We start from the raw sequence: 23,087 nt of genomic DNA, 5'->3' as shown, positions 1-23,087 counted from the left end.
GGATCGCGTCGGTGCGGCGCCAAGGGCTGACGGCTACTTCAGATAGGATTTAATCACCTGCATCACCACTTCAAGATCGGCCTCGCGCTGCAGCTCTTCCGGCTCTTTGACCACATGATCGGTCAGATGCCCCTGAATCACCTGCAGCATCATGCCGTTCACCGCCCCGCGGATTGCCGCCAGCTGCTGCAGCACTTCCCCGCACTCATGCTCGCGATTAAGCATCTTTTCCAGGGCGCTGCTTTGCCCCTGAATTTTCTTCAGCCGGGTTAATAACATCTTCTTATGTCGAACCGTGTGTGACATGAGGCAATCCACCGTTTAAGTCTGTCTGCTACGGCGCCAGGGGCCGGCATTCGTAATGCGACCAGCATAGCACGCCCTTCCCTTTGAGCACATTTATCTACTGGGGGGTAGTATTAGTATACATGGGGGGAGTAGTATGCGATCACTTTCAACGAGGATCGCGACATGAACGATTTCAGCTCTCTTCTGCACCAGGGCAACGCCTGGCTCTTTATTCCCAGCGCGATTCTGCTGGGCGCTCTGCACGGCCTCGAGCCTGGGCATTCTAAAACGATGATGGCCGCCTTTATCGTGGCGGTGCGCGGTACGCTAAAGCAGGCGATCCTGCTGGGGCTGGCGGCAACGGTGTCGCACACGGCGGTGGTCTGGCTGGTGGCGATGGCCGGGCTTTGGTTTGGTCGCGGCTGGGATGCGCGGACCTCGGAGCCCTGGTTTCAGCTGATCTCCGGGATCGTTATTGTGCTCATCGCCTGCTGGATGCTGCGGCGCACCTGGCATGAATCGCGGGCGCATCGCGATAGCGACTATCATGACCATCATGACCATCATGACCATCATGACCATCATGACCATCAGCACGAACATGAGCACGAGCACGAGCACGAGCATCATCATAGCCACGACGATCGCCATCACCACCATCAGCTGGTGGACAGCGGCTGGCAGGATGCCCACCAGCAGGCGCACGCGCTGGAGATCAATCGTCGCTTTGACGGCCAGCGGGTAACAACCGGGCAGATCGTTATCTTTGGCCTGACCGGCGGGCTTATCCCGTGTCCGGCATCGATAACCGTGCTGCTAATTTGCCTGCAGTTGAAGCAGTTTTCGCTGGGGGCCACGCTGGTACTGGGCTTTAGCGTTGGGCTGGCGCTGACGCTGGTCATATCCGGCGCTATCGCGGCGCTCAGCCTGAAGCATGTTACCCAGCGCTGGCCCGCTCTCAACGATCTGTCGCGCAAGGCTCCGTGGATCTCCGGCGCGCTGATTATCGCGGTGGGGCTGTATATGATGCTGCACGGCTGGAGCAGCCTGTAGCCCGGCTACCGCCATCCCCTGCACCGGGAGGTGGCGGGATGGGGATGCTGGCAGATTATTCATCGAGAAGCGGCGAAAAGCCGCCGAAGATCATGCGCTGGCCGTCAAAGGGCATACTCTCTCCCAGCGCCTTCATCCGCGGGTCCGTCATCAGCTTTGCGTTGGCGGCATCCCTCGTCTCTTTCGACGGATATTCGATCCAGCTGAATACCACCTCTTCATCGTCCTCGGCTTTTACCGCCATCCGAAAGTCGGTGAACTTGCCTTGCGGAACGTCGTCCGCCCAGCACTCCACTACGCGCAGTGCGCCAAACTCTCTGAACAGTGACGCGGCCTTCGCTGCCATCTCGCGGTATGCCTCCTTATTTTCCACGGGCACGGCAACGACAAAACCATCAACGTACTTCATGAGCGTTATCTCCGAAGTGAGCAGCGCAGCCGGCAAACCCGGCGACATCTGCAGCGTTAAGTTTAGTTCTCATCACCGGCGACGGCATAAAATCAGGATGCGGCTTCGCGGCTGGCGGCAATGGACTGCGGAGCGACGGGCTGACGGAACCAGGGCAAACAGAGCTGAATAAGCGGCCCGATGGTCAGCGCATACAGCACGGTGCCGACGCCAAAGGTGCCTCCGGCCATCCAGCCAATGAGCAGTACCGATACCTCGATGGCGGTGCGGATCCCGCGCAGCGACCAGCCGGTACGGGCATGCAGGCCGGTCATCAGACCGTCGCGCGGCCCGGGGCCAAATCCGGCGCCAATATACATACCGGTTGCGAGGGCGTTGAGGACCACCGCCCCGACCAGCATCAGGCTGCGCACCACGACCGATTCCAGCGGCGGCAAAACCGCCAGGGTCGCATTTGCCGCCAGGCCCAGCACGATCACATTACTGATGGTTCCCAGCCCGGGCATCTGGCGCAGGGGGATCCACAGCAGCAGGACCGCCGCGCCGGTCAGGATCATGACCGTGCCAAAATCCAGGCCAAACTGCTTACCCATGCCCAGATGAAAAACATCCCACGGGTCGGCTCCGAGATTGGCGTGCACAAAGAGCGCGGTCGACACGCCGTACAGGACAAGACCGATATAGAGCTGCAGTAGACGACGTAACATTTTTTACCTCTGGATGATTGCGGACCTCGCCATCATCAGCAAAAATGGATTGATAATTAATGGCCAGTTTTACAAAAGTGGATCGCTATGACCTCTCGTCGCTTTGGTACGCAATCTTTGGTTCGCCTGCTGGGCAACTGGCAGGAGTCCGCCTCCCGCACGCCGCTCTGGCGTCAGCTGGCTGAAGCCCTGAGGCTATTGATTCTCGATGGCCGCCTGACGCTGGAAACGCGTCTGCCGGGTGAACGCGAGCTGGCGACGGCGCTGAGCGTTAGCCGCACGACCATCGCCAGCGCGCTCGGCCAGCTGCGGGAAGAGGGATATCTTTATAGTCGCCAGGGCAGCGGCTCGCGTATCGCCCTGCCCCAGCGCCAGGCTGGAGTCGCGGAACAGGCCATCATCGCAACCTCGGTTAATCTGGCCACCGCCGCCCTCAGCGCCGGGCCGGAGATTCATCAGGCCTACCATCATGCGCTGGGCGTGATGCCGCAGCATCTGACCAGCACCGGCTACGATCAGCAGGGATTGCCGGCACTGCGCGAGGCGATAGCCCGCCGCTACTGCGAGCGCGGTTTACCGACCCGGCCTGAGGAAGTGATGATTGTAAACGGCGCGCTTAGCGGCCTGGCGCTGGTTTTGCGCTTAATGACCGGGCCCGGCGACCGCGTGGTGGTCGATGCCCCAACCTATCCCATGGCCATCAGCGCTATTCAGGGAGCCTCCTGTAGGCCGGTTGGCGTGGCGCTGCCCTCACAGGGCTGGGACTGCGACGGACTGGCGGCAACCATTGCGCAAACCGCCCCGCGCCTGGCCTGGCTGATGCCGGATTTTCACAATCCCACCGGCCGCTGTATGGATAGCGCGACCCGCCAGAGGGTGGCTGATATTGCAGCCCATACGCGCACCACGCTGGTGGTCGATGAGACAATGGTTGATTTATGGTACAACGCCCCGCCGCCGCCGCCGCTGGCGGCCTTCAACCCCGAGGCGCCGGTTATCACCATCGGCTCTGCCGGCAAAAGCTTCTGGGGCGGGCTGCGCATTGGCTGGATCCGCGCATCGTCCCGAACCATCGCCTCACTCGTCCAGGCTCGCGACTCCCTGGACTTAGGCTCGCCTCTGCTCGAACAGCTGGCCTGCTGCTGGCTGCTGGAAAATGAAAAACAGCTGCTCCCGCCGCGCCGGGCAATGCTGGCCGCTCGCCGGGACATGTGCGGTAAATTGATGGCTGAATATTTTCCCCACTGGCATTTTACGCCGCCGGAAGGAGGGCTCTCTTTTTGGGTTGAGCTACCGGGAATGCTGGCGACAATTCTTTCCGCACGGGCAGAAAGCCGCGGTATTCATATTGGAACCGGGACGCGCTTTGGCCTCGCAGGAGCTTTTGATCGCTATCTGCGGCTACCGTTTACGCTGGAGGATGAGGCATTACGCAGCGCCTTCACGACGCTACAGCCGCTGTGGCATAGTCTCGCACAGCAGAGTGAAAATACGCGGACGCGTAAAATAATATAATAAAATATCGACGGGCTGGGTTCAGCCCGTCAAAAGTCATCATCCATGACCGATATGAGATGTTTTTATAAAATTGCAGTTCATCTTGTCATCGCAATATGTCAGCGTAATGACAAAATTAACCGCATTTCATTAATGCTGGCGCGGAATGGGAAAGCTTTTTAGCGAGATAATAAAACCATCGTCATCTTTTTTTATTTTCGCCCCGGTTTCGCACCAGTCGGAAGCAATGCGAAAGAACTCATCGCTGCCGATATTCCAGTTCAGGCGAACGTGCTTCACATACCCTGAACGTAACATGTCGCAGGCTTCGCTGTAGTTGCTGGCTGTAGAGAGTTGTTGTTTCATTTTCTCTTCTTCAGAATCTTTCTTAACGCTTTGATTTCTTTAGGGGTTAATGGGGTCTCTTCCTCTTCGGTATGCTGGCTGTCAATATCCTCTTCCGAAACCCCCGCCTCGTCTGCTGAATCCGCTATTTGAAAAGCGAGTAGCAGCAGTTTCTCCGTCGCAGTACCCAGATTTTCGTTATTTAATTCCGCATAGTGACGCAGCTTCTCTTTTAATTCTGCATCAATTTTTACGTTCAAAACCACTGTGGTCATAGTCACGCTTCCCGTGCAATAAATTCATCATAATTAATACACGAAGTTAACATGTTGATCCAGACATATATTTACGGCTTGTAATCTGGCAACAAATTCCCACTACTAATCTGCCAGTTATTTATGACGAATGTATGACGGATATATTTCAGTATTATTTCAAAATTATGACAGCTACTTTTTTTGTCGGGCTCAAAGTGTTTTCGGCCCGAGGATTTGCACTTTTTGATTCTGGCCCCAGGTCCCGTATCGGAGATACGAACCGAGCGACCGGCTTACAAACCCAGGACGGTCATGATCGGGCAAAGCACCACACGCATGACCAAGGTTGCCTGCCAGTTGCCGCCATATTGATGAAGTCCGCCCATCAGCGAAGGCGGCCAGGAAGTAGCCAATAGATTGAGTCATTCCAGGTAATGCCGCCGTCTGCTGAGAGAGATATTGTCAGCTCAATAAATGACCGATGAGGGCTGACTGTATCTGTTTAACCTGGCAACGCCGAACGCGGCGGCAGCCTGATTAATTGCCGGCTATTGTGGTATTAGGCTCCATTTCCCGTGCCAGCGCCGTTAGCGCTTCTTTATTATTAATCGCGTAGCCGGAATTAAGTTTTATCAATATTCCTTGCGCGCTCAATTGCGCAATAACATATAACAGATGGCGATAGGTTACGCCAAGATACTCTGCTACCTGAGTATGTTTTTCTTTATACAGCGCATCATGCTCGGTCAGCAAAATAAAAGCCGCCAGGCGATTTATCAACGGATAAGCCTGATTACGCGTTGAGGTGACAATATTGCGAAAATTCTTTTCAACCAGGCCGAGACAAACGTTGCGCAGAAATAATGTATCGTTGAGCAATGCCGTCCGTAAGGTTTTTACTGGCAATGCCAGACACCAGCACTCTTCAATAGCTTGCACCCCGCGAGATTGATGCTGGTCATCTAATACTTCTATTTCACCAATAAAACAAGGGGCGCTGAAAAAATCGACTAAGGATATTCGACCATTGGCTAATGTGACATAAAGTTTGGTGCGTCCGCTCGCCAGATAAAAAAGAAAGGTAGGTAAAGTACCTTCCCGCACAATGTAGTCTCCGGCCTGAGCATGGAATAAATGTGTGTTACGGATCACATCCATTGAAAATTTATCAACATAGCCATACTCCTTTATTAGTTGATTTTTAAAGGATTCATTTTGTACTTCTTTCATCACCCGCTCGCCCCTATGAGATTTCTCATGCCCGGTGTAGTTTGCCGCTGATAAGGTGAAAACATCAACCCTACTGCACCTGATTATTTTATTGAAATTATATCCAGGTGTTCCAAAATAAAAGATGAGGAATAAAAATGGCAACGCGCAAAATAATCCTGGACTGCGACCCGGGTCATGATGACGCCATCGCAATTATGCTGGCAGCAAAACATCCTGCAATTGAATTACTGGGCATCAGCATCGTTGCGGGAAACCAAACCCTCGATAAAACCTTGATCAACGGCCTGAACGTTTGTCAAACGCTGAATATTGACACCCCGGTATATGCCGGGATGCCGCAGCCGATTATGCGCAAGCAAATTGTCGCCGATAATATTCATGGAGAAACCGGTCTGGATGGCCCTGTTTTCGGCCCACTTACCCGCAAAGCAGAAAAAAAGCACGCCGTTAACTTTATTATTGATACATTAATGGATAGCACAGGAGATATTACTCTGGTCCCGGTGGGGCCGTTAACTAATATCGCGGTAGCGATGCGGATGCAGCCAGCTATTATTCCAAAAATTCGTGAAATCGTACTGATGGGCGGCGCTTATGGTACCGGCAACTTCACCCCTTCCGCCGAGTTTAATATTTTCGCCGACCCTGAGGCCGCCCGCGTGGTCTTTACCTCTGGCGTTCCTCTGGTGATGATGGGGCTCGATTTGACCCACCAAACGGTTTGTACTCCAGACATCATATCGCGCATGGAAAATGCCGGAGGGCCGGCCGGTAAGTTATTCAGCGACATGATGAATTTCACACTGAAGACACAATACGACAACTATGGCCTGGAAGGCGGCCCGGTGCATGATGCCACCTGCGTCGCTTATCTCATCAATCCTGATGCTTTCAAAGTGCAGGAGATGTATGTCGAGATCGACGTCAACAGCGGGCCATGCTATGGCCGCACGGTCTGTGACGAACTGGGTGTACTCGGCAAAAGCGCAAATACCAAGGTTGGCATAACGTTGGATACCGCGTGGTTCTGGGACCTGGTAGAAGAATGCGTACGTAAATACCACTAAATCAACCACCATGGGCAGAATGCAGTCGCCCATACCGCTATGACACATCCCAAAGATGACATGAAGAGAGATCATTATGGATATACTGAGAAGCGTTCCTGGTATGGTGGTACTGCTGGCGATTGCATTTTTGCTATCAGTAAATAAAAAAAGTATTAGCCTACGCACCACCGGTGCGGCACTTTTAATACAGATTGTTATTGGCGGCACTATGCTGTACCTACCGCCGGGAAAATGGCTGGCAGAGAAAGCGGCAAACGGAATTCATCATGTATTATGCTATAGCGATGCCGGTAGCGCCTTTATCTTTGGCGCCCTGGCCGGCCCGCAGATGGATAAAGTATTTGACGGTGCAGGCTTTGTTTTTGCATTCCGCGTACTCCCGGCAATTATATTCATAACTGCCCTGGTAAGTATCCTGTATTACATAGGCGTCATGGGATTTTTAATTCGGATATTAGGCGGGTTATTTCAGAAGGCGCTGAAGATTAGTAAGATCGAATCTTTTGTCGCGGTGACGACAATATTCCTTGGGCAGAATGAAATCCCGGCTATCGTCAAACCTTTCATTAATCGTCTCAACCGTAATGAACTCTTTACCGCAATTTGCAGCGGCATGGCGTCGATTGCCGGCTCAACGATGGTGGGATACGCAGGGCTGGGCGTGCCGATCGAGTATCTACTGGCCGCCTCACTGATGGCCATTCCCGGCGGTATTCTGTTTGCTCGTTTACTTAGCCCCGCGACGGAAGAGTCTAAAGTGGATTTTGATAATCTGTCATTCAATGAAACGCCCGCTCGTAGCTTGATAGAAGCAGCGGCATCCGGAGCAATCATTGGTCTCAAAATCGCCGCCGGACTGGCAACAGTGGTGATGGCATTCGTTGGTATCATAGCGTTGATCAATGGGATTCTGGCCGGTGTCGGCGGCTGGTTTGGCTATGGTGATGCAAGCCTACAGTCTATTTTGGGCGTGGTGATGGCGCCGCTGGCGTGGCTGATGGGCGTTGACTGGGGTGATGCCGCGCTAGCAGGTAGCCTGATCGGCCAGAAGCTGGTGGTGAATGAGTTTGTTGCCTATCTTAGCTTCTCACCCTATCTGCATGATGCCGGCCTGCTGGATAGTAAAACTATCGCCATTGTTTCATTCGCGCTGTGCGGATTCGCCAATTTTGGCTCCATCGGCGTGGTGGTGGGCGCTTTCTCCGCCGTTGCGCCGGAGCGCACCTCGGAAATAGCGCGTTTGGGCATGCGGGCCCTGCTCGCAGCGACGCTATCGAATCTGATGAGCGCGACTATCGCCGGTTTCTTTATCGGTATTGGCTAAGCGTTACGCCTCTGCGATGCCGGTCGTTCCAGGGCGTCATCAGCCCGCAACCGTTTTCAGACTCAGGTGTTCGCCAGTCCGCCTCCTGAGCCTGCAGGGGCGGACTGGCGCCCTTGCGCATTGACGTATACCGCCGGAGCCAATGCTGAAGTCACTATACCCAGAGGCTGAGGACTAAGCGTCACTCCAGGCAGTAGAAATAGTGACCGTATTCCACTATATGATTTTCAGATGAAGGAAAATGCAATGACGGCGTTGGAAAAACAATTAACCTTTCTGCGAGAAATTGACAAACTTAAAACGGTCATACGGCAATCACCGCTGCTTGATACAAGCCGCAAAGAAAACTCTGCCGAGCACTCCTGGCATCTGGCGATGTACGCCTTAATATTGAGCGAATATGCCGATGGAGCCGTTAATCCCTGTCGCGTGATAAAAATGCTCTTGCTGCATGACATTGTCGAAATAGATGTTGGAGATCATCCAATTCATAGTTCTTATTCAGGCGAACTGTATCAAGAGGAGTCCGCAGCGGCGATGCGGCTGTTTGGTTTATTGCCGCAGCCACAATGCACTGAGTTCCTTAATTTGTGGCAAGAGTTTGAGCTGGCAGAAACCGCAGATGCTCAATTTGCCAAGGCCCTCGATCGCTTTCAGCCACTGCTTGTTAATATATTTACTGACGGGGGAACCTGGAAAGAAAACGGCGTAGCGCTTGAACAGGTATTATCTCGTTATGGGCCGACGATAAAAAGAGGCTCATCCGGGCTATGGGGAATATGCGAGAATTTGATAATGAAGCATTTTGCTAATATTTGACGACCATGACGCGGGCAGAGCGTAGATACATATTGCCCCAATGCAGCGGGTGACTTCGGGCTACCGCGCAAAATACAAATCAGCCCACATCATCCGCTCAGAACCTCACGCCCAGGGGCGCGGACAACACGGATGATGCGGGATAGCCTACGGTTAAACTTAAATCAGTCGCTTGCCATCCTTATCAACGACTTTTTCCCCGTCTTCCTTAATGAACTCTCCCTGCTGGGGCGCAGGCAGAATCTCCAGCACCACCTCTGACGGGCGACACAGACGCGTTCCCAGTGGTGTAACGACGATCGGGCGATTGATCAAAACCGGATGACTTAGCATGGCTGCAATCAGTTCTTCATCGCTGAAGCGGTCTTCAGCTAACCCAAGCTGGTCGTATGGTTCAACATTTGTCCGCAATAATGCGCGAACACCGATCCCCATTGCGCCGATCAGCGCCTTAAGTTGCGCCCTGGTCGGTGGCGTTTCCAGATAGAGAATCACGGTTGGTTCAACACCGCTATTTTGAATCAAAGCCAGCGTATTACGGGATGTTCCACATGCTGGATTGTGATAAATGGTTATATCAGTCACGGTTCTTCTCCTATCTTACAGGGAAAGCGACAGGCGCAGAGCCAGCGCGCTAAGGGTGACCAATAACACAGGCAGCGTCATAACCACGCCCACCCGGAAATAGTACCCCCAACTTATTTTAATGTTTTTCTGATCAAGTACATGTAACCAAAGCAAGGTTGCGAGACTGCCTATTGGTGTGATTTTCGGCCCCAGATCGCAGCCAATCACATTGGCATAGATCATCGCTTCCTTGATAACCCCTGATGCCGTACTTCCATCTATCGATAAAGCGCCAATCAGGACAGTGGGCATGTTGTTCATGACCGATGACAAGAACGCAGATAAGAAGCCGGTTCCCAGCGTAGCTGCCCAGATGCCCCGTTCCGCAAACTGATTGAGAACAGCGGAAAGGTATTCGGTGAGTCCTGCGTTACGCAGACCATAAACAACCAGGTACATTCCAAGAGAGAAAATAACTATCTGCCAGGGCGCCCCACGCAACACTTTGCCCGTATTGATGGAATGCCCGCGTTTAGCAACAAGGAAGAGCATTAACGCCCCAGCTGCGGCAATAGCGCTTACCGGGATTCCAGCAGGCTCCAGCACAAAAAAGCCGGCTAAAAGAAGCAATAACACTATCCAACCCGTTCTGAACGTCGCCAGGTCTTTAATAGCCTCTGCAGGTGCTTTCAATCGCGATAGCTCGTAAACGGCGGGAATGTCTTTACGGAAGAACAGATGAAGGACAGCAAGCGTGGCAGCAATAGCGGCAAGATCCACCGGTACCATCACGGAAGCGTAATCACTGAACCCCAGCTGGAAGAAGTCAGCGGAAACAATGTTCACAAGATTAGAGACGATCAGCGGTAAACTTGCCGTATCCGCGATAAACCCGGCGGCCATAACAAAAGCCAGCGTTGTTCCTTTGCTGAAACCCAGCGCCAGCAGCATAGCAATAACGATCGGCGTAAGAATCAGCGCCGCGCCATCATTAGCGAAAAGTGCAGCAACGGCAGCCCCCAACAAAACGATGTAGGTAAACAGAATCCGCCCGCGTCCATTCCCCCAGCGGGCAACATGCAGAGCACACCATTCAAAAAAACCCGATTCATCAAGCAGTAAGCTGATGATGATGACCGCGATAAAGGCCCCGGTAGCATTCCAGACAATGTGCCATACAGCCGGAATGTCGTTGACTTGTATAACCCCCGTAACTAAAGCCAGTGCCGCTCCAGTAGAAGCCGTCCAGCCAATACTGAGGCCACGAGGCTGCCAAATCACAAAGACAATGGTGAGTACGAAGATTGCTCCTGCCAATAACACGTCAAACCCCTTAAACACATTCGATTTAGTGAATATGTATTTATTATCAGCCGCAGATCGCGGCATTGACGCTATTTAAAGACTCCCGCACTTCATCGCGTTGACTACTCCAGGCAGTTTCGATGATGGAAGCCACCCAGGCAGGCATGTGCGGGGAAAGTCGATAATAAATCCATTTTCCTTCACGCCGATCCAGCACCAATCCGGCCTCTCTCAGCAAGGCTATATGCCGGGAAACTTTGGGTTGAGATTGATTAGTGACCGAGCAAAGCTCGCATACGCACAGCTCCCCCGCCTCTCGCAGCAGTAGAATAATCGTCGTGCGCGTCTCGTCTGCGAGTAGCTTGAAAAGTTGAACAGGTCGCATCCGTAAGCAGCTCCAGTGGAAAATTAACACATATGTTATTCCATATGTATTAAAAGTAAAGCCTGGTGTTGCAGACTCGGAGTAACAATGCGACCGGTTCAGCCACTGCTTGCAGGACTGCGCAAAAATGGCTGGGCCGATTCCAGCCGATGGTGACATTCACGGGTCAGAGCAGTTTATAATTTCTAATCGACAAGGCGATCAACGAAGTCAAGCAGTACACGGGTTTTAGTGGGGACATATCGGCGCGAAGGGTAGTATGCGTAGAGAGGGAACCGATGATCTGACCACTCAGGGAAAACCTGTACCAGCTGATTTGCGGCCACGTAATCTTCAATACCCAGCTCAAAAAGCTGCGCTATACCCAGTCCGGCAAGACAAGAGCTGTATACAGTCCCCGGATCGTTGACTGTCAGCATACCCTGCGGCTCAACAAGTAGTTTCTTACGACGCTGATGAAACTCCCATGGAAACGGTTTTCCTGTGACGGGCTCCCTGAACAAAATACATTTGTGCGGTGGAGACTCCAGCTCGCGGGGATCCGTCGGATGGCCGAATCGCTGCAAATAGTCCGGTGATGCCATAGCCAACACTCTGGTATCAAATAACTTTCTGGCTACCAGCGATGAGGATTGAGGATGGCCAAAGCGCAGAGCAAGATCAAAACCGTCCGCAACCAGGTCACCTGGCTCATCCTTGCTTCGCAATTCAATTTCTAATTCCGGATAACGGTCCATGAAGGCCCCAAGACGAGGGGCCAGAATGAATCTTGCGAACAGGGGATCGACATTGACTCGCAATTTTCCGCGGACACGTTCAGCGTCCCCTGCTGCGCTGCTGGTCGCTTCTGCCAGAGCGCCTATAAGTGGCATGACTTCCTCATAGAAGCGCCGTCCTTCATCCGTCAGACGTACCTGTCGTGTCGTGCGCTCGAAGAGGCGAATGCCCAATCTGGCCTCAAGACGCGCGATGGCTCTGCTGACGCCGGACTGTGACATATCCACAATCTCTGCCGCTTTTCCAAAACTGCGCGTGTCGACTATCGCAGCCATGACGTCCAGACCTTCCAGAAGCTGCTTGCTGAATGCGCTCATTTATGACTCCGACACATAAATATTGTGATTCCCATGCTATCGCATTTCAAAGCACGGCGGGACAGAATTGCACCAACGCGAAAGAGCGTTGCTCCATGAACGAAGCGCTTTCTTTAAATGCCGGGGCGATTGACCGGCACAAACAGGATAACCAGATGGCAAGAATCTTCATCACCGGATCGTCTGATGGCCTGGGCCAAATGGCGGCGAAACTGCTCGTAGCCCAGGGTCGCCAGGTCGTTCTGCATGCCCGTAATAAAGCACGCGCAGAATATGCCCTTGCACAGCTCCCGGGAGCCCGGTCGGTACCAGATGCCGATCTTTCGAGTATTGAGGAAACGAAGGCTCTGGCATATCGCATTAATGATATGGGGCACTTCGACGCCGTGATTCATAACGCGGCAGAGGGCTTTCAGGAGCCTGGGCGCATCGCAACCGTCGACGGTCTGCCCCATGTGTTGGCTGTGAACTCACTTGCACCTTACATCCTGACAGCGCTGATCAATGTGCCCAAAAGGCTTATCTATATCAGCTCAAGACTGCACCTGAATGGCGATCCGTCCCTGACAGACCTTAAGTGGGAGACACGCCCCTGGAACGGAATGCAAGCCTGTTCTGACCCTAAGCTACATGTTGTGCTGCTCGCTTTTGCAACTGCCTGTCGTTGGCCCGAAGTCTTATCTAACTGCGTCGAACCCGGCTGGGTTGCATCGAAGATGGGCGGAGCAAATGCCCCTGACGATCTCGATCTTGCCTGTCGTACTCAGGCCTGGCTCGCGGCCGGTGCCTCTCCCGCGCGTCGCGTAACGGGCGACGACGTCTATCACCAGACATCGGCAGAAGCTATGCGTGCGGCATTCGAGCCTACGCTTCAGGATCGCTTCATGAAGAGATGCGCCCGGTTTAGCGGAGTTGCGTTTCCCGCTCACTAATCCCGTCCAGGTTATATCCAACCCCGCGGTCGAGTTGCCCGGGGAAGGTAGCGCTATGCCTGAAAAAAGCCGCAGCGACGCCAGACCTATTTAATTGATCATTTTAATGGAGAACATTCATGCACTCTCATGGTACTGAATCTAAAGTCGATTCATCATCGCAGACGCACCACGCTGCCGCTCATCATCGAGGTAGCAATATTTCTCAAGCGCGAGCGGTTGCCGCCATACTCGCATTAAGCATGGGCTGCTTTACCTTTGTCAGCACCGAACTCATGCCTGTCGGCGTATTGCCGGCAATGGCTGAGGGTTTGCATGTATCGCTCGGAGCAGCGGGCTATCTTGTTACGATATTTGCCTTCATGGTGGCCCTCACGGCCGCGCCGCTCACCAGCATATTGGCTGGATTCAACCGTAAAGCGCTAATGGCCGGCTTGCTGGCCGCGTGCTGCGTCGGCAACCTGGTCACCTTTCTGGCGCCGGGCTACTTTGTCGTCTTTCTGGGGCGTATTCTTGTCGCAGCCGCAATTGGGGTGTTTTGGTCTACCGCTGTTGTCACGGCGGTACATATGGTTTCTTCTCGTCATGCAGTGAGGGCCACTGCCATCGTTTTTGGCGGCGTCTCTCTGGCAGCAGTGCTCGGGGTTCCTGCCGGGACGATGTTGGGCGATCTGTATAACTGGCGCGCAGTGTTCGCCGCGCTCTCCGCGCTGAGCCTGTTAGTTTTCACGCTTGTTGTCTGGTCGGTACCCGCCGTTCGCATTTCCAAAGCCGCCAGGCGTGGTGCAATGTCGTCCGTGCTGAAAAACGGGCCGCTGCTTGCTGTATTCAGCATCACCGCTCTGGTCGTGACCGGCAATTTTCTGGCATATACCTACATCTCGCCCTACCTGGAGCAGATCGCCGGACAAAGCCCTGCGCAGATCGGCATGCTGCTTCTCATCTACGGCGCTGCTGGCGTGGTCACCAACTTTGCCATCGGTCCCTTTGCCTCCAGCGCCCCGCGTACAAGCCTTGGCCTGGTCACGGCCCTCTTCATGCTGAGTCTGGCATGTCTGAATTCGGCTGCAGCCAGCACGGCCGCATTGTTTATTGCATTGGCGGCATGGGGAGCCGCATATGGGGCACTGCCCGTTCTGCTGCAAACGCTGGTGTTCCGGGAAGCGTCCCGGATTCCGGGAGCCGCTGACGCCGCGACCTCCATCAATGTCTCGGTATTCAATGCAGCGATCGGTCTCGGCTCTTTGCTTGGCGGAATGTTGATTAACCTGGCCGGTCCGCATCCCATTCCCTATCTGTCGGCGTGCTTTGGCCTGGCAGGATTAGGGGCCATTTTTATCAGCCGTGTGAAGGTAAGTCACGCCAGCATTAAGTTAATCGCATCGAGCGAAGAAAAGAGGATTAATATCAACGTACCGGGGGGAAGTGCGAGGGGAAAACGCTAGCAGAATTGGGTGGGGGCCCTGCCAGCTACATCCCGGCACACACGTCGTCTGCTCTGGCTGCTTCCTTCCGGATCTGACCTGGTAAACAGAGTAGCGTTGCGGGAGAACCAACAGAGCCCCCATTGAGAGCGTTGTTAACCAACGCGCCGGCGCATTATCCCCACTGCGGCGCTGAATTGCAAGCTGACGTCGCTCGGATGCTGGTTTATTGCGCAAAGCCGCCAATAAGCTGGCTAAAAGCCGCCGCCGTGCGGGCTGTTAATTTTCGAAACAATCCTTCCGGGACAATACGAGGGATTGCGAGCGCCGTCGCGGCAGGATGCTTCATGCTCATCCATACTTTATCAGATACCGAAGCCCTCTTTTTAATCAACATCTTATCTGTATGGGGAATCCATGAGTGAATCACCGCGTTTGACGTCAACTCTGGCGATGCCGGCGATTGACGGCGTGACCGTATCCTTCAAGGGTTTGCACTACCTGCGCCCGGAGCTGGTGCTGGATTTTGTCACCATCAGCAGCGGCACGATGCTGGCAGTAACGCCGGTGGCGGTGCTCTACTCCACCGTAGGCGTGCTGCAGAGCGTCGAGTTACGCAAACTGCCCATCGCGGTTTGTGGGCGCATAGTTTATCCCATCACCTCGCAGAAGCTCCCCGCCCTGCGCGCAAAGCTGATTATCAACGCCCGGTCCCGTCGGCTGAAATTTCTCGAAAGCCTGATGGCTATCACCCCGCATGACAACATACACGGGATGCAGACGCTTGGCCTGGCGCTGGAGTTTACCCTCGCGCACCCCGCCTAAGCGGCGGGCTGTACAGCCTGTTATCCAGCGCTTATCCTGAACCTTTCCCGGTAACAGGACGCCTCATGGAACCTCAAGACACATTTCCTCAGCGGGTATGGCAGATTATCGCTTCGATACCGGAAGGCTACGTCGCCACCTACGGCGACGTCGCGCTGCTGGCAGGCTCGCCGCGCGCGGCCCGCCAGGTTGGCGGCGTGCTCAAGCGTCTGCCGGAGGGCTCAGCTCTGCCGTGGCATCGGGTGGTGAATCGGCACGGCGATATTTCCCTGACCGGGCCGGACCTGCAGCGTCAGCGCCAGGCGCTGCTGGCAGAGGGGGTACAGGTCTCCGGCAGCGGGCATATAGACCTGCAGCACTATCGATGGATTTATTAAAAAAAATGCCCCTGAACAGGGGCATATGAGGTCTTATTGCGCGACGGCCGGGGTATCCGCTGCGCCATCGTTGGCCACAGGCACCGCCGTTTGCTGTACCGGTACCAGCAGCAGATCGGCACGATTCCCGCCGCCGTTGATCACCGTCTGGACGGTATCGGTGATAAACATCAGCTGACCATTTACCGTAATTGCCGAGCTTAGCAGGATGCGCGCGTTAGGCTTAATGTCCGCCTGGCTGTACGGCAGAACAAAGTTATACGGCGGCTGCTTACCTTCGGTACGTACGGCTTTCTGCGCCAGCACGCGGGACGGCGCGTCGGCCAGTGAAGCATCAGACAAGGTCACGGTCAGTACCGCATCCGGCGGTAAGGCAACTTTCTGCCGGATAGAGATAGTCCCGGAAACGTTAGGCTGTTGCTGCGAGGACGTCAGAGACGCGATGCCGTAAGGATCGGCGGCAGCCGCGTTATTTTTCGCACTGTTGCTGTGATTATTGGCACAGGCGGTCAATGCGGAGGCAACGGCTAAAGCACTTAACATATAGGCAAATTTCATGTTGTTCTCCTTCTCATCCCTATATACACATGAGCATGTCCTACCGACTGGATGGCATGAACATTTGTATCGTGCATAAGTGTGGCACAGATCTCAGATCTCTTCCTGCAAACGAACCGTTATTCAGATTATTACACCCATCGGACCACTTGCGATTCCAGGTTATACTTTGCCTCAATACGCGCCGCGAGAAGCGGTTATCACCGATTGAGGGGAAATATGAGTCAGGCACTAACCAATCTGCTGGCATTGTTAAATCTGGAAAAAATTGAAGAAGGGCTGTTCCGCGGGCAGAGCGAAGATCTGGGGCTACGTCAGGTTTTTGGCGGCCAGGTCGTCGGCCAGGCGCTGTACGCGGCGAAAGAAACCGTGCCTGCCGAGCGTCTGATCCACTCGTTCCATAGCTACTTCCTGCGCCCTGGCGATAGCCAAAAGCCGATAATTTATGACGTCGAAGTCCTGCGCGATGGCAACAGCTTCAGCGCGCGCCGGGTGGCCGCGATTCAAAACGGCAAGCCGATTTTCTATATGACTGCCTCTTTCCAGGCCCCGGAACCGGGCTACGAGCATCAAAAAACGATGCCGGTGGCCCCGTCGCCGGACTCTCTGCCTTCAGAGACCGATATTGCCCGTAAGCTGGCGCATCTGCTGCCGCCGCAGGTCAAAGATAAGTTCCTCTGCGATAAGCCGCTGGAGATCCGCCCGGTTGAATTCCATAACCCGCTAAAAGGCCATGCGGCAGAACCGACCCGCCAGGTATGGATCCGCGCCAACGGCGCCGTCCCGGAAGACATCCGCATCCATCAATATCTGCTGGGCTACGCCTCGGACTTTAACTTCCTGCCGGTCGCGCTGCAGCCGCACGGCGTGGGCTTCCTTGAGCCCGGCATGCAGGTTGCCACAATCGATCACTCGATGTGGTTCCATCGCCCGTTCAACATTAATGAGTGGCTGCTGTACAGCGTTGAGAGCACCTCAGCCTCCAGCGCCAGGGGATTTGTGCGCGGCGAGTTCTACACCCAGGACGGCATCCTGGTGGCGTCGACGGTGCAGGAAGGCGTGATGCGCAACCGGAATGCGTAGGACGTAACGACATAAAAAAAGCCTCCCGCGGGAGGCTTTGCTGCTACTGGAGATAACACAAAGATTCAGGCATTGTAGGCGTTTTCGCCGTGGCTGTTGACGTCCAGACCTTCGCGCTCCTGCTCTTCCGGTACGCGCAGACCTACGGTCATATCGGCAACTTTATAGCCAATGTAGGCGACGATGCCCGACCAGACGATGGTGATGGCAATACTTTCCAGCTGTACCAGCAGCTGATGCCCCATAGTGACGCCTTCTGCGTAACCGACGCCGCCCAGAGAAGTCGCGGCAAAGATACCGGTCAGGATACAACCCACAATCCCGCAGACGCCGTGCACGCCGAACACATCGCACGGGTCGTCAACGCGCAGCCAGCGTTTCAGCACCGTTACGCCCCACAGACCCGCCAGACCGGCAGCAATACCCACAATCAGTGAACCGCCCACGCCGATATAACCACATGCCGGCGTAATACCAACCAGGCCGGCAATCGCCCCGGAGCATGCGCCCAGCAGGGACGGCTTACCGCGGGTAACCCATTCGCCGAAGGTCCAGGCCAGAATCGCAGCGGCGGTCGCCACAACGGTATTCACAAACGCCAGGGCCGCAATTTCGTTCGCCGCGCTGGCAGAGCCAGCGTTGAAGCCAAACCAGCCGACATACAGAATCGCGGTGCCGGTGAAGACCATCGGCAGGTTATGCGGTTTGAACGCCTCTTTGCCAAAGCCTACGCGTTTGCCCATCATGTAGGCACCCACCAGCCCGGCAACCGCGGCGTTGATATGCACAACGGTACCGCCGGCAAAATCCAGCGCGCCGTGCGTCGCCAGCAGACCGCCGCCCCAGACCATATGGGCAATCGGTACATAGGAGAGCGTCATCCACACCACCACAAAGATCAGCACCGCGGAGAAGCGAATACGCTCCGCCAGCGCGCCGACGATAAGGCCGACGGTGATACAGGCGAAGGAGCCCTGGAAGGCGACGTGAATGTACTGATAGAAGGAGCCCATCAGCGCTTTCAGCTCAATATTTTTCAACAGTATCCAGTCGAAGCTGCCGAAGAAGCTGCCGCCGGTGCCGAACGCCAGCGAGTAGCCGTAGAGCACCCACAGAACGCACACCAGCGCAAAGGTGACAATCACCTGAGTCAGCATCGAAAGCACGTTTTTGCCGCGAATCAGGCCGCCGTAGAACAGCGCGATGCCCGGAATAGTCATAAACAGCACCAGCGCGGTGCAGATCATCATAAAGGCGTTGTCGGCTTTATCTGCCACCGCCGGTGCGGCCATGGCTAATCCCGGGAGAAGCGCCAGCGCACCCAGACCTGTTTTCATTGTTGTTGCTATTTTCATCTTCTCAATCCCCATCACTGTGTGGTCTGGTCGTTACAGTGCCGCTTCGTCGGCTTCGCCGGTGCGGATGCGAATAACGCGCTGCAGCTCGGCGACGAAAATTTTGCCATCGCCAATTTTCCCGGTGTATGCCGCTTTACTGATGACGTCGATGACCTCATCAAGCTGATCGTCGGCGATCGCGACGTCAATTTTTACCTTCGGCAAAAAGTTAACGCTATATTCGGCGCCACGGTACAGCTCAGCATGGCCTTTCTGGCGGCCAAACCCTTTCACTTCAGTGACCGTCAGGCCCTGAATGCCGATGGAAGATAACGCTTCGCGAACGTCTTCCAGTTTAAACGGTTTGATTACCACGGTAACCAGCTTCATAAGTCCCCTCCGATCAGAATTCGTAATGGCAGCAGCTAACACACAGGGAATAAAGCAAAGGCTATGCCAGAAATGAAAAAGGACCGCTAAGCGGCCCTTTTGATGAAGAAAAGAGAGAAACGGCCCGGGAACGAGGGGGAAAGCGCCCGGCGACGTCTAAAAACGCACCATTTCAGTGCACAAAAGGTTGCATTTTTGCACCATGCTATATCGCCGCAGAATCACTGCCTGCTTATAGTGCATCAGGCAATAAGAGACTCTTCCTGCGAGCTCGCCGCCAGCTCTTCGCCGGCCAGCTGCAGCTGATACATCTGCCAGTAGCGTCCCTTTTCCGCCAGCAGCTGCTGATGGTTGCCGCGCTCGACGGCCTGGCCGCGATGGAGCACCAGAATCGTGTCCGCTTCGACTATCGTCGACAGGCGATGGGCAATCACAATCAGCGTGGTGTTCTGGCGGACCTTTGCCAGCGCCTGCTGGATCGCCTGCTCGGTGCCGGAGTCGATATTCGCCGTAGCCTCGTCAAGGATCAGTATCTGCGGAGTATCAACCAGCACCCGGGCCAGCGCCAGAAGCTGCTTCTGGCCTACCGAGAGGTTGTTGCCCTGCTCGCCCAGCAGGGTATAGAGCCCGCCGTTCATGCCGCGCGCCAGCTCGGCCAGCTGAACGGCTTCCAGCGCTTCCCAGACCTGCGCCTCGCTGATATCGCGACCGAGAGTGACGTTGGCGTAGAAGGTATCGGCCAGCACGACCGGATCCTGCTGCACCATTGCGACGCCCTGGCGTAATGCGCTGTGGCTTAAAGAAGAGAGCGGACGACCGTCAATGCGGATCTCGCCTTTGCTCAGCGGGTAGTAGCCCATCATCAGGCTGGCGAGCGTACTTTTGCCGCTACCGGTGTGGCCAACCAGCGCCACAAAGCTGCGGGACGGAATTTCAAGGTTGATATCCTGCAGCACCAGCCGATCGCCGCGGTAGGCGAAAGAGAGATCCTCGATCGATACCGTCCCGCTGCGCAGCGGCGCATCATCCTGCCCCCACGCCTGGCGCGGCCGATCCATCAGCTCGAAGACCCGCTCGCCGGCCACCACCGCCTGCTGCAGCATCGACTGCTGAGTCGTCAGCTCAATCAGCGGCTCGTTCAGCCGACCGAGATAGCTGATAAAGGCATACAGCACCCCAACCTCAATGGTTCCCGTGGCGCTGAAGCCAAAGAGCATCAGCAGCCCGCACAGCACCAGCGTCGAGAACAGGCTGAGCAGCGGGCGCAGCAGGAAGCCGTCGAGACGCAGCGTTTGCATACGCGCCAGATAGTGGGCATAGCTGGCCTCGCGCATCCGCTCGCCGAACCGCGCCTGCTGGCGGAACTGCTGGATAACGCCCATGCCGTTAATGACTTCATTAAAGCCGTCGTTGATGTCCGCCAGCCAGGCGCGCACCCGCCGGACGATAGGCGTGCTGTAGCGCTGATAGATCATCATGACGATCAGCACCGCCGGGAAAATCGCCAGCGCCACCAGCGCCATGCGCCAGTCGAGGCTGAACATCGCCACCAGCATTGCGCCAATCAGCGCCGCGCTGCGCAGCACCGTCGCCACCACGGTGACGTAGAGATCGCGGATCACCTCGGTGTCGTTAGTCACCCGGGAGATAAGCTGCCCGACCGGCTGAGTATCGAATTCACTAAGCGGCTGGCGCAGCGCGGCGTCCATCACGTCGCTACGCAGCTGCTGAACGACGCCGACGGCGGCGCGGTTAAACAGCAACGACTGGTTGTAGTGCAGCGTCGCCGCGAGGATCTGCAGGCCGATATAGGCCACCGCGAGGCCGCTAACCAGCTTCAGCGGCAGCGAATTCTTCGCCACCATATTGTCGATGAAATAGCTGATCAGCAGCGGGCCGCTAACTTCAGCCGCCGCCGCAACCCACATCATTCCTACCGCAATCAGCAGCGGCCTGCGCCACGGCGAGCCGTAGACCAGCAGGCGTTTTAAGGTCGGCCAGAGTTCGGTAAAACTACGCATCGGCAGCCTCCTCAAGTTCATGAGGGGCGTCATCCAGCGCCGCCTCCAGCTGCTGATAGCGGTACATATCGCGATACCAGCCCGGCTGCGCTGCCAGCACCTCATGGCGGCCGCGCTGGGCAATATGACCATGCTGCATGACCAGAATTTCGCTGGCTTCCGTCAATGCCGATAGTCGATGGGCGCTGATGATCACCGTCCGGCCTTCTCCCCACTGCCGCAGGTTATACAGTATCTGGTGCTCCGTACGGCCGTCTACCGCCGACAGGGCATCGTCGAGAATCAGGATCTCCGCCTCCAGCAGCAGCGCGCGAGCAATGGAGATGCGCTGTTTCTGCCCGCCGGACAGCATCACGCCGCGTTCACCCACCTCGGTCTCATAGCCCTGGGGCAGACGCAGAATATCCTCGTGAACGCTGGCGAGGCGCGCCACCCGCTCAATTTGCTCAGCCGTCGCCTCGGGCCTGCCGAGCGCGATGTTGTTTGCCACGGTGTCGGAAAACAGGAACGGCGTCTGATTGACCACCGCCAGCCGACCGCGCCAGCTGTCCAGCTGTAGCCGGGTTAAAGGAATATCATGAAAACGAATATCCCCCTGGGTGACGTCGAAGTGGCGCTGTATCAGCGCCAGAATAGTGCTTTTCCCCGAGCCGGTTGGCCCGCAGATACCAAGCATTTGCCCCGGCTGCAGCACAAAATTGACCTTTTCCAGCGAGGGTTTGTTGGCCTGAGGATAGATAAACTCGCGCACGGCAACGTTAAGCATGCCGCGCCCTTCCGGCGCCGTTTCGCTGCCGTCTTTGACCGCCGGCGCCTCTTCCAGCATCGTGCGAATTCGGCTATAGGCCGCGCTGCCGCGCTCGACGATATTAAACATCCACGCCAGCGCCAGCATGGGCCAAATCATCAGCCCCAGATACATGACAAAGCTGGTGAGCTGACCCAGGGTCATGCTGCCCTGCAGCACCATCCAGCTCCCGCCGCCGATCGCCAGCAGATTGGCGGTCCCGATAGCGATATAGATCGTCGGGTCAAAGCGCGCATCGATGCGCGCCACGCGCATATTTTTCTTACCGGTATCCTCCGCATCGGCCGCGAACTGCGCCGACTGCCGGTCTTCCAGGCCAAAGGCTTTAATCATGCGGATACTGGTCAGGCTTTCCTGGGTTCGGTCGTTGAGGCTTGAGAACGCCGCCTGCGCCACGCGGAAACGCTCGTGCAGGGCATCGCCGTTGCGCTTAATCACCAGCGCCATCACCGGCATCGGCAGCAGCGCCAGCAGCGTGAGCTGCCAGCTGATTTGCGTCGACATCACGATCAGCACCGCGCAGCCCATCACCAGTGAATCCACCAGCGTCAGCACGCCCTCCCCCGCCGCGAAGACCACCCGGTCAACGTCGTTGGTGGCGCGGGCGATCAGGTCGCCGGTGCGGTGGCGCAGGTAGAAGGCCGGATGCTGGCGGCTCAGCTGGCGATAAAAATCTTCCCGCAGCTCGACGGCCAGCTGATAAGAGGCGCCAAACAGCAGCACGCGCCAGACATAGCGCAGGAGGTAAACCATTATCGCGATCAGTACCAGCACGCCAACCCACATCCACACCTTTTCAGCGGTGTAATGTTCTTTGGTGACGCCATCAACCACAATCCCCACCACCTTAGGCGGAATCAGCTGTAAAACGGCAATAATGGCCAGTAGAGCAATAGCGCCGAGATAACGGCGCCACTCCCGGCGAAAGTACCAGCTAAGTTGAGCAAATAATCGCAAGCAGTTAAATCCTGAGTGTATA

General features: G+C 55.6%; 26 protein-coding genes and 1 other RNA gene. 10 read left to right on the top strand and 17 right to left on the bottom strand.

What is annotated here, in order from left to right:
- Positions 1-33 precede the first annotated feature (33 nt).
- Positions 34-306 (bottom strand): metal-sensing transcriptional repressor, encoded by a 273-nt coding sequence (locus GO007_RS00785; protein ID WP_095094458.1) that lies wholly within the window; start codon positions 304-306, stop codon positions 34-36.
- Positions 307-471: 165 nt separating this feature from the next.
- On the opposite strand from GO007_RS00785, the gene GO007_RS00780 reads away from it, so the two are divergent.
- Positions 472-1,341 (top strand): nickel/cobalt efflux protein RcnA, encoded by an 870-nt coding sequence (locus GO007_RS00780; RefSeq protein WP_095094456.1) that lies wholly within the window; start codon positions 472-474, stop codon positions 1,339-1,341.
- Positions 1,342-1,396: 55 nt separating this feature from the next.
- Here the strand turns inward: GO007_RS00780 and GO007_RS00775 are convergent, their stop codons facing one another.
- Both GO007_RS00775 and yczE read right to left on the bottom strand, forming a co-directional pair.
- Positions 1,397-1,750, bottom strand: coding sequence for a DUF1428 domain-containing protein (locus GO007_RS00775; RefSeq protein WP_095097924.1), 354 nt, complete (start codon positions 1,748-1,750; stop codon positions 1,397-1,399).
- A gap of 92 nt (positions 1,751-1,842) precedes the next feature.
- The gene (gene yczE, locus GO007_RS00770; protein WP_095094454.1) at positions 1,843-2,457 is read right to left on the bottom strand and encodes a membrane protein YczE; all 615 of its coding nucleotides are present in this window, start codon (positions 2,455-2,457) and stop codon (positions 1,843-1,845) included.
- 87 nt (positions 2,458-2,544) lie between these two features.
- On the opposite strand from yczE, the gene yczR reads away from it, so the two are divergent.
- The gene (gene yczR, locus GO007_RS00765; RefSeq protein WP_095094452.1) at positions 2,545-3,972 is read left to right on the top strand and encodes a MocR-like transcription factor YczR; all 1,428 of its coding nucleotides are present in this window, start codon (positions 2,545-2,547) and stop codon (positions 3,970-3,972) included.
- Between the two features lie 132 nt (positions 3,973-4,104).
- Here the strand turns inward: yczR and GO007_RS00760 are convergent, their stop codons facing one another.
- The 3 genes from GO007_RS00760 to yeiL all read right to left on the bottom strand — a co-directional run bounded on the left by GO007_RS00760 (position 4,105) and on the right by yeiL (position 5,786).
- Positions 4,105-4,320 (bottom strand): hypothetical protein, encoded by a 216-nt coding sequence (locus GO007_RS00760; RefSeq protein WP_041144338.1) that lies wholly within the window; start codon positions 4,318-4,320, stop codon positions 4,105-4,107.
- Positions 4,317-4,574, bottom strand: a complete 258-nt coding sequence (locus GO007_RS00755; protein WP_095094451.1) for a hypothetical protein — start codon at positions 4,572-4,574, stop codon at positions 4,317-4,319. Before GO007_RS00755 ends, GO007_RS00760 begins: the two co-directional genes overlap by 4 nt.
- Positions 4,575-5,093: 519 nt before the next feature.
- Positions 5,094-5,786, bottom strand: a complete 693-nt coding sequence (yeiL, locus tag GO007_RS00750) for a transcriptional regulator YeiL (protein ID WP_095094449.1) — start codon at positions 5,784-5,786, stop codon at positions 5,094-5,096.
- 137 nt (positions 5,787-5,923) lie between these two features.
- Here yeiL and rihB point away from each other — a divergent pair, with 137 nt between their 5' ends.
- The 3 genes from rihB to GO007_RS00735 all read left to right on the top strand — a co-directional run bounded on the left by rihB (position 5,924) and on the right by GO007_RS00735 (position 9,002).
- Positions 5,924-6,856, top strand: a complete 933-nt coding sequence (gene rihB / locus GO007_RS00745; RefSeq protein ID WP_095094447.1) for a ribosylpyrimidine nucleosidase — start codon at positions 5,924-5,926, stop codon at positions 6,854-6,856.
- Positions 6,857-6,932: 76 nt separating this feature from the next.
- Complete coding sequence (locus GO007_RS00740; protein ID WP_095094445.1) at positions 6,933-8,183, top strand: NupC/NupG family nucleoside CNT transporter; 1,251 nt, start codon at positions 6,933-6,935, stop codon at positions 8,181-8,183.
- A 246-nt stretch (positions 8,184-8,429) separates the two neighbouring features.
- Complete coding sequence (locus GO007_RS00735; protein ID WP_095094443.1) at positions 8,430-9,002, top strand: HD domain-containing protein; 573 nt, start codon at positions 8,430-8,432, stop codon at positions 9,000-9,002.
- A 159-nt stretch (positions 9,003-9,161) separates the two neighbouring features.
- Here the strand turns inward: GO007_RS00735 and arsC are convergent, their stop codons facing one another.
- From arsC to GO007_RS00715, 4 genes are all read right to left on the bottom strand, one after another.
- The gene (gene arsC / locus GO007_RS00730; RefSeq protein ID WP_095094441.1) at positions 9,162-9,587 is read right to left on the bottom strand and encodes a glutaredoxin-dependent arsenate reductase; all 426 of its coding nucleotides are present in this window, start codon (positions 9,585-9,587) and stop codon (positions 9,162-9,164) included.
- Between the two features lie 15 nt (positions 9,588-9,602).
- Positions 9,603-10,892 carry an arsenic transporter gene (locus GO007_RS00725; RefSeq protein WP_095097921.1) on the bottom strand — a complete coding sequence of 430 codons (1,290 nt, stop codon included), beginning with the start codon at positions 10,890-10,892 and terminating at the stop codon, positions 9,603-9,605.
- A gap of 46 nt (positions 10,893-10,938) precedes the next feature.
- Positions 10,939-11,259 carry a metalloregulator ArsR/SmtB family transcription factor gene (locus GO007_RS00720; protein ID WP_095094439.1) on the bottom strand — a complete coding sequence of 107 codons (321 nt, stop codon included), beginning with the start codon at positions 11,257-11,259 and terminating at the stop codon, positions 10,939-10,941.
- A 185-nt stretch (positions 11,260-11,444) separates the two neighbouring features.
- Entirely contained in the window at positions 11,445-12,353 is a 909-nt protein-coding gene (locus GO007_RS00715; protein WP_095094437.1) for a LysR family transcriptional regulator, read from the bottom strand.
- Between the two features lie 95 nt (positions 12,354-12,448).
- Here GO007_RS00715 and GO007_RS00710 point away from each other — a divergent pair, with 95 nt between their 5' ends.
- The gene (locus GO007_RS00710) at positions 12,449-13,285 is read left to right on the top strand and encodes an SDR family NAD(P)-dependent oxidoreductase (RefSeq protein ID WP_223261736.1); all 837 of its coding nucleotides are present in this window, start codon (positions 12,449-12,451) and stop codon (positions 13,283-13,285) included.
- Positions 13,286-13,404: 119 nt separating this feature from the next.
- Positions 13,405-14,730, top strand: a complete 1,326-nt coding sequence (locus GO007_RS00705) for an MFS transporter (RefSeq protein ID WP_157349055.1) — start codon at positions 13,405-13,407, stop codon at positions 14,728-14,730.
- A gap of 16 nt (positions 14,731-14,746) precedes the next feature.
- On the opposite strand, the gene ffs is transcribed toward GO007_RS00705, so the two are convergent.
- Positions 14,747-14,843, bottom strand: an RNA gene (gene ffs / locus GO007_RS00700) — signal recognition particle sRNA small type.
- Between the two features lie 92 nt (positions 14,844-14,935).
- Positions 14,936-15,106 (bottom strand): hypothetical protein, encoded by a 171-nt coding sequence (locus GO007_RS00695; RefSeq protein ID WP_157349054.1) that lies wholly within the window; start codon positions 15,104-15,106, stop codon positions 14,936-14,938.
- Between the two features lie 20 nt (positions 15,107-15,126).
- Between GO007_RS00695 and GO007_RS00690 the strand changes: the two genes are divergently transcribed.
- Together GO007_RS00690 and GO007_RS00685 are read left to right on the top strand one after the other, a co-directional pair.
- Positions 15,127-15,534 (top strand): dTDP-glucose pyrophosphorylase, encoded by a 408-nt coding sequence (locus GO007_RS00690; protein WP_095094435.1) that lies wholly within the window; start codon positions 15,127-15,129, stop codon positions 15,532-15,534.
- Between the two features lie 65 nt (positions 15,535-15,599).
- Positions 15,600-15,911 (top strand): MGMT family protein, encoded by a 312-nt coding sequence (locus GO007_RS00685; protein ID WP_095094433.1) that lies wholly within the window; start codon positions 15,600-15,602, stop codon positions 15,909-15,911.
- A gap of 33 nt (positions 15,912-15,944) precedes the next feature.
- On the opposite strand, the gene GO007_RS00680 is transcribed toward GO007_RS00685, so the two are convergent.
- Positions 15,945-16,469 (bottom strand): YbaY family lipoprotein, encoded by a 525-nt coding sequence (locus GO007_RS00680; protein WP_095094431.1) that lies wholly within the window; start codon positions 16,467-16,469, stop codon positions 15,945-15,947.
- A gap of 219 nt (positions 16,470-16,688) precedes the next feature.
- On the opposite strand from GO007_RS00680, the gene tesB reads away from it, so the two are divergent.
- Positions 16,689-17,552: an acyl-CoA thioesterase II gene (gene tesB, locus GO007_RS00675; RefSeq protein ID WP_095094429.1), complete on the top strand. Its 864-nt coding sequence runs from the start codon at positions 16,689-16,691 to the stop codon at positions 17,550-17,552.
- A 65-nt stretch (positions 17,553-17,617) separates the two neighbouring features.
- Here tesB and amtB read toward each other — a convergent pair whose 3' ends face one another.
- The 4 genes from amtB to GO007_RS00655 all read right to left on the bottom strand — a co-directional run bounded on the left by amtB (position 17,618) and on the right by GO007_RS00655 (position 23,065).
- Positions 17,618-18,907, bottom strand: a complete 1,290-nt coding sequence (amtB, locus tag GO007_RS00670; protein WP_189339808.1) for an ammonium transporter AmtB — start codon at positions 18,905-18,907, stop codon at positions 17,618-17,620.
- A 33-nt stretch (positions 18,908-18,940) separates the two neighbouring features.
- On the bottom strand, positions 18,941-19,279 hold the full coding sequence (gene glnK, locus GO007_RS00665) for a P-II family nitrogen regulator (RefSeq protein WP_002891893.1): 339 nt from the start codon (positions 19,277-19,279) through the stop codon (positions 18,941-18,943).
- A gap of 242 nt (positions 19,280-19,521) precedes the next feature.
- Positions 19,522-21,300, bottom strand: a complete 1,779-nt coding sequence (locus GO007_RS00660) for a SmdB family multidrug efflux ABC transporter permease/ATP-binding protein (protein WP_095094425.1) — start codon at positions 21,298-21,300, stop codon at positions 19,522-19,524.
- Positions 21,293-23,065, bottom strand: a complete 1,773-nt coding sequence (locus tag GO007_RS00655) for a SmdA family multidrug ABC transporter permease/ATP-binding protein (RefSeq protein WP_095094423.1) — start codon at positions 23,063-23,065, stop codon at positions 21,293-21,295. Before GO007_RS00655 ends, GO007_RS00660 begins: the two co-directional genes overlap by 8 nt.
- Between the last annotated feature and the right edge of the window lie 22 nt (positions 23,066-23,087).

This window comes from Klebsiella sp. 10-1, assembly GCF_009758445.1.
GTDB lineage: Bacteria > Pseudomonadota > Gammaproteobacteria > Enterobacterales > Enterobacteriaceae > Klebsiella > Klebsiella scottii.
The sequence above is the reverse complement of the archived record's forward strand: the minus strand, read 5'-3'. Positions and strand labels throughout refer to the sequence as shown.

What these genes read in the sequence shown, in the direction of transcription:
- yczE (WP_095094454.1), bottom strand. Translation starts at nt 2,457, where the DNA reads ATGTTACGTCGTCTACTGCAGCTCTATATCGGTCTTGTCCTGTACGGC.
- rihB (WP_095094447.1), top strand. Translation starts at nt 5,924, where the DNA reads ATGGCAACGCGCAAAATAATCCTGGACTGCGACCCGGGTCATGATGAC.
- GO007_RS00785 (WP_095094458.1), bottom strand. Translation starts at nt 306, where the DNA reads ATGTCACACACGGTTCGACATAAGAAGATGTTATTAACCCGGCTGAAG.
- GO007_RS00740 (WP_095094445.1), top strand. Translation starts at nt 6,933, where the DNA reads ATGGATATACTGAGAAGCGTTCCTGGTATGGTGGTACTGCTGGCGATT.
- GO007_RS00760 (WP_041144338.1), bottom strand. Translation starts at nt 4,320, where the DNA reads ATGAAACAACAACTCTCTACAGCCAGCAACTACAGCGAAGCCTGCGAC.
- GO007_RS00680 (WP_095094431.1), bottom strand. Translation starts at nt 16,469, where the DNA reads ATGAAATTTGCCTATATGTTAAGTGCTTTAGCCGTTGCCTCCGCATTG.
- GO007_RS00690 (WP_095094435.1), top strand. Translation starts at nt 15,127, where the DNA reads ATGAGTGAATCACCGCGTTTGACGTCAACTCTGGCGATGCCGGCGATT.
- GO007_RS00715 (WP_095094437.1), bottom strand. Translation starts at nt 12,353, where the DNA reads ATGAGCGCATTCAGCAAGCAGCTTCTGGAAGGTCTGGACGTCATGGCT.
- GO007_RS00685 (WP_095094433.1), top strand. Translation starts at nt 15,600, where the DNA reads ATGGAACCTCAAGACACATTTCCTCAGCGGGTATGGCAGATTATCGCT.
- tesB (WP_095094429.1), top strand. Translation starts at nt 16,689, where the DNA reads ATGAGTCAGGCACTAACCAATCTGCTGGCATTGTTAAATCTGGAAAAA.
- GO007_RS00755 (WP_095094451.1), bottom strand. Translation starts at nt 4,574, where the DNA reads ATGACCACAGTGGTTTTGAACGTAAAAATTGATGCAGAATTAAAAGAG.
- GO007_RS00735 (WP_095094443.1), top strand. Translation starts at nt 8,430, where the DNA reads ATGACGGCGTTGGAAAAACAATTAACCTTTCTGCGAGAAATTGACAAA.
- GO007_RS00780 (WP_095094456.1), top strand. Translation starts at nt 472, where the DNA reads ATGAACGATTTCAGCTCTCTTCTGCACCAGGGCAACGCCTGGCTCTTT.
- GO007_RS00695 (WP_157349054.1), bottom strand. Translation starts at nt 15,106, where the DNA reads ATGTTGATTAAAAAGAGGGCTTCGGTATCTGATAAAGTATGGATGAGC.
- glnK (WP_002891893.1), bottom strand. Translation starts at nt 19,279, where the DNA reads ATGAAGCTGGTTACCGTGGTAATCAAACCGTTTAAACTGGAAGACGTT.
- amtB (WP_189339808.1), bottom strand. Translation starts at nt 18,907, where the DNA reads ATGAAAATAGCAACAACAATGAAAACAGGTCTGGGTGCGCTGGCGCTT.
- yczR (WP_095094452.1), top strand. Translation starts at nt 2,545, where the DNA reads ATGACCTCTCGTCGCTTTGGTACGCAATCTTTGGTTCGCCTGCTGGGC.
- GO007_RS00705 (WP_157349055.1), top strand. Translation starts at nt 13,405, where the DNA reads ATGCACTCTCATGGTACTGAATCTAAAGTCGATTCATCATCGCAGACG.
- yeiL (WP_095094449.1), bottom strand. Translation starts at nt 5,786, where the DNA reads ATGAAAGAAGTACAAAATGAATCCTTTAAAAATCAACTAATAAAGGAG.
- GO007_RS00720 (WP_095094439.1), bottom strand. Translation starts at nt 11,259, where the DNA reads ATGCGACCTGTTCAACTTTTCAAGCTACTCGCAGACGAGACGCGCACG.
- GO007_RS00660 (WP_095094425.1), bottom strand. Translation starts at nt 21,300, where the DNA reads ATGCGTAGTTTTACCGAACTCTGGCCGACCTTAAAACGCCTGCTGGTC.
- GO007_RS00710 (WP_223261736.1), top strand. Translation starts at nt 12,449, where the DNA reads ATGAACGAAGCGCTTTCTTTAAATGCCGGGGCGATTGACCGGCACAAA.
- GO007_RS00775 (WP_095097924.1), bottom strand. Translation starts at nt 1,750, where the DNA reads ATGAAGTACGTTGATGGTTTTGTCGTTGCCGTGCCCGTGGAAAATAAG.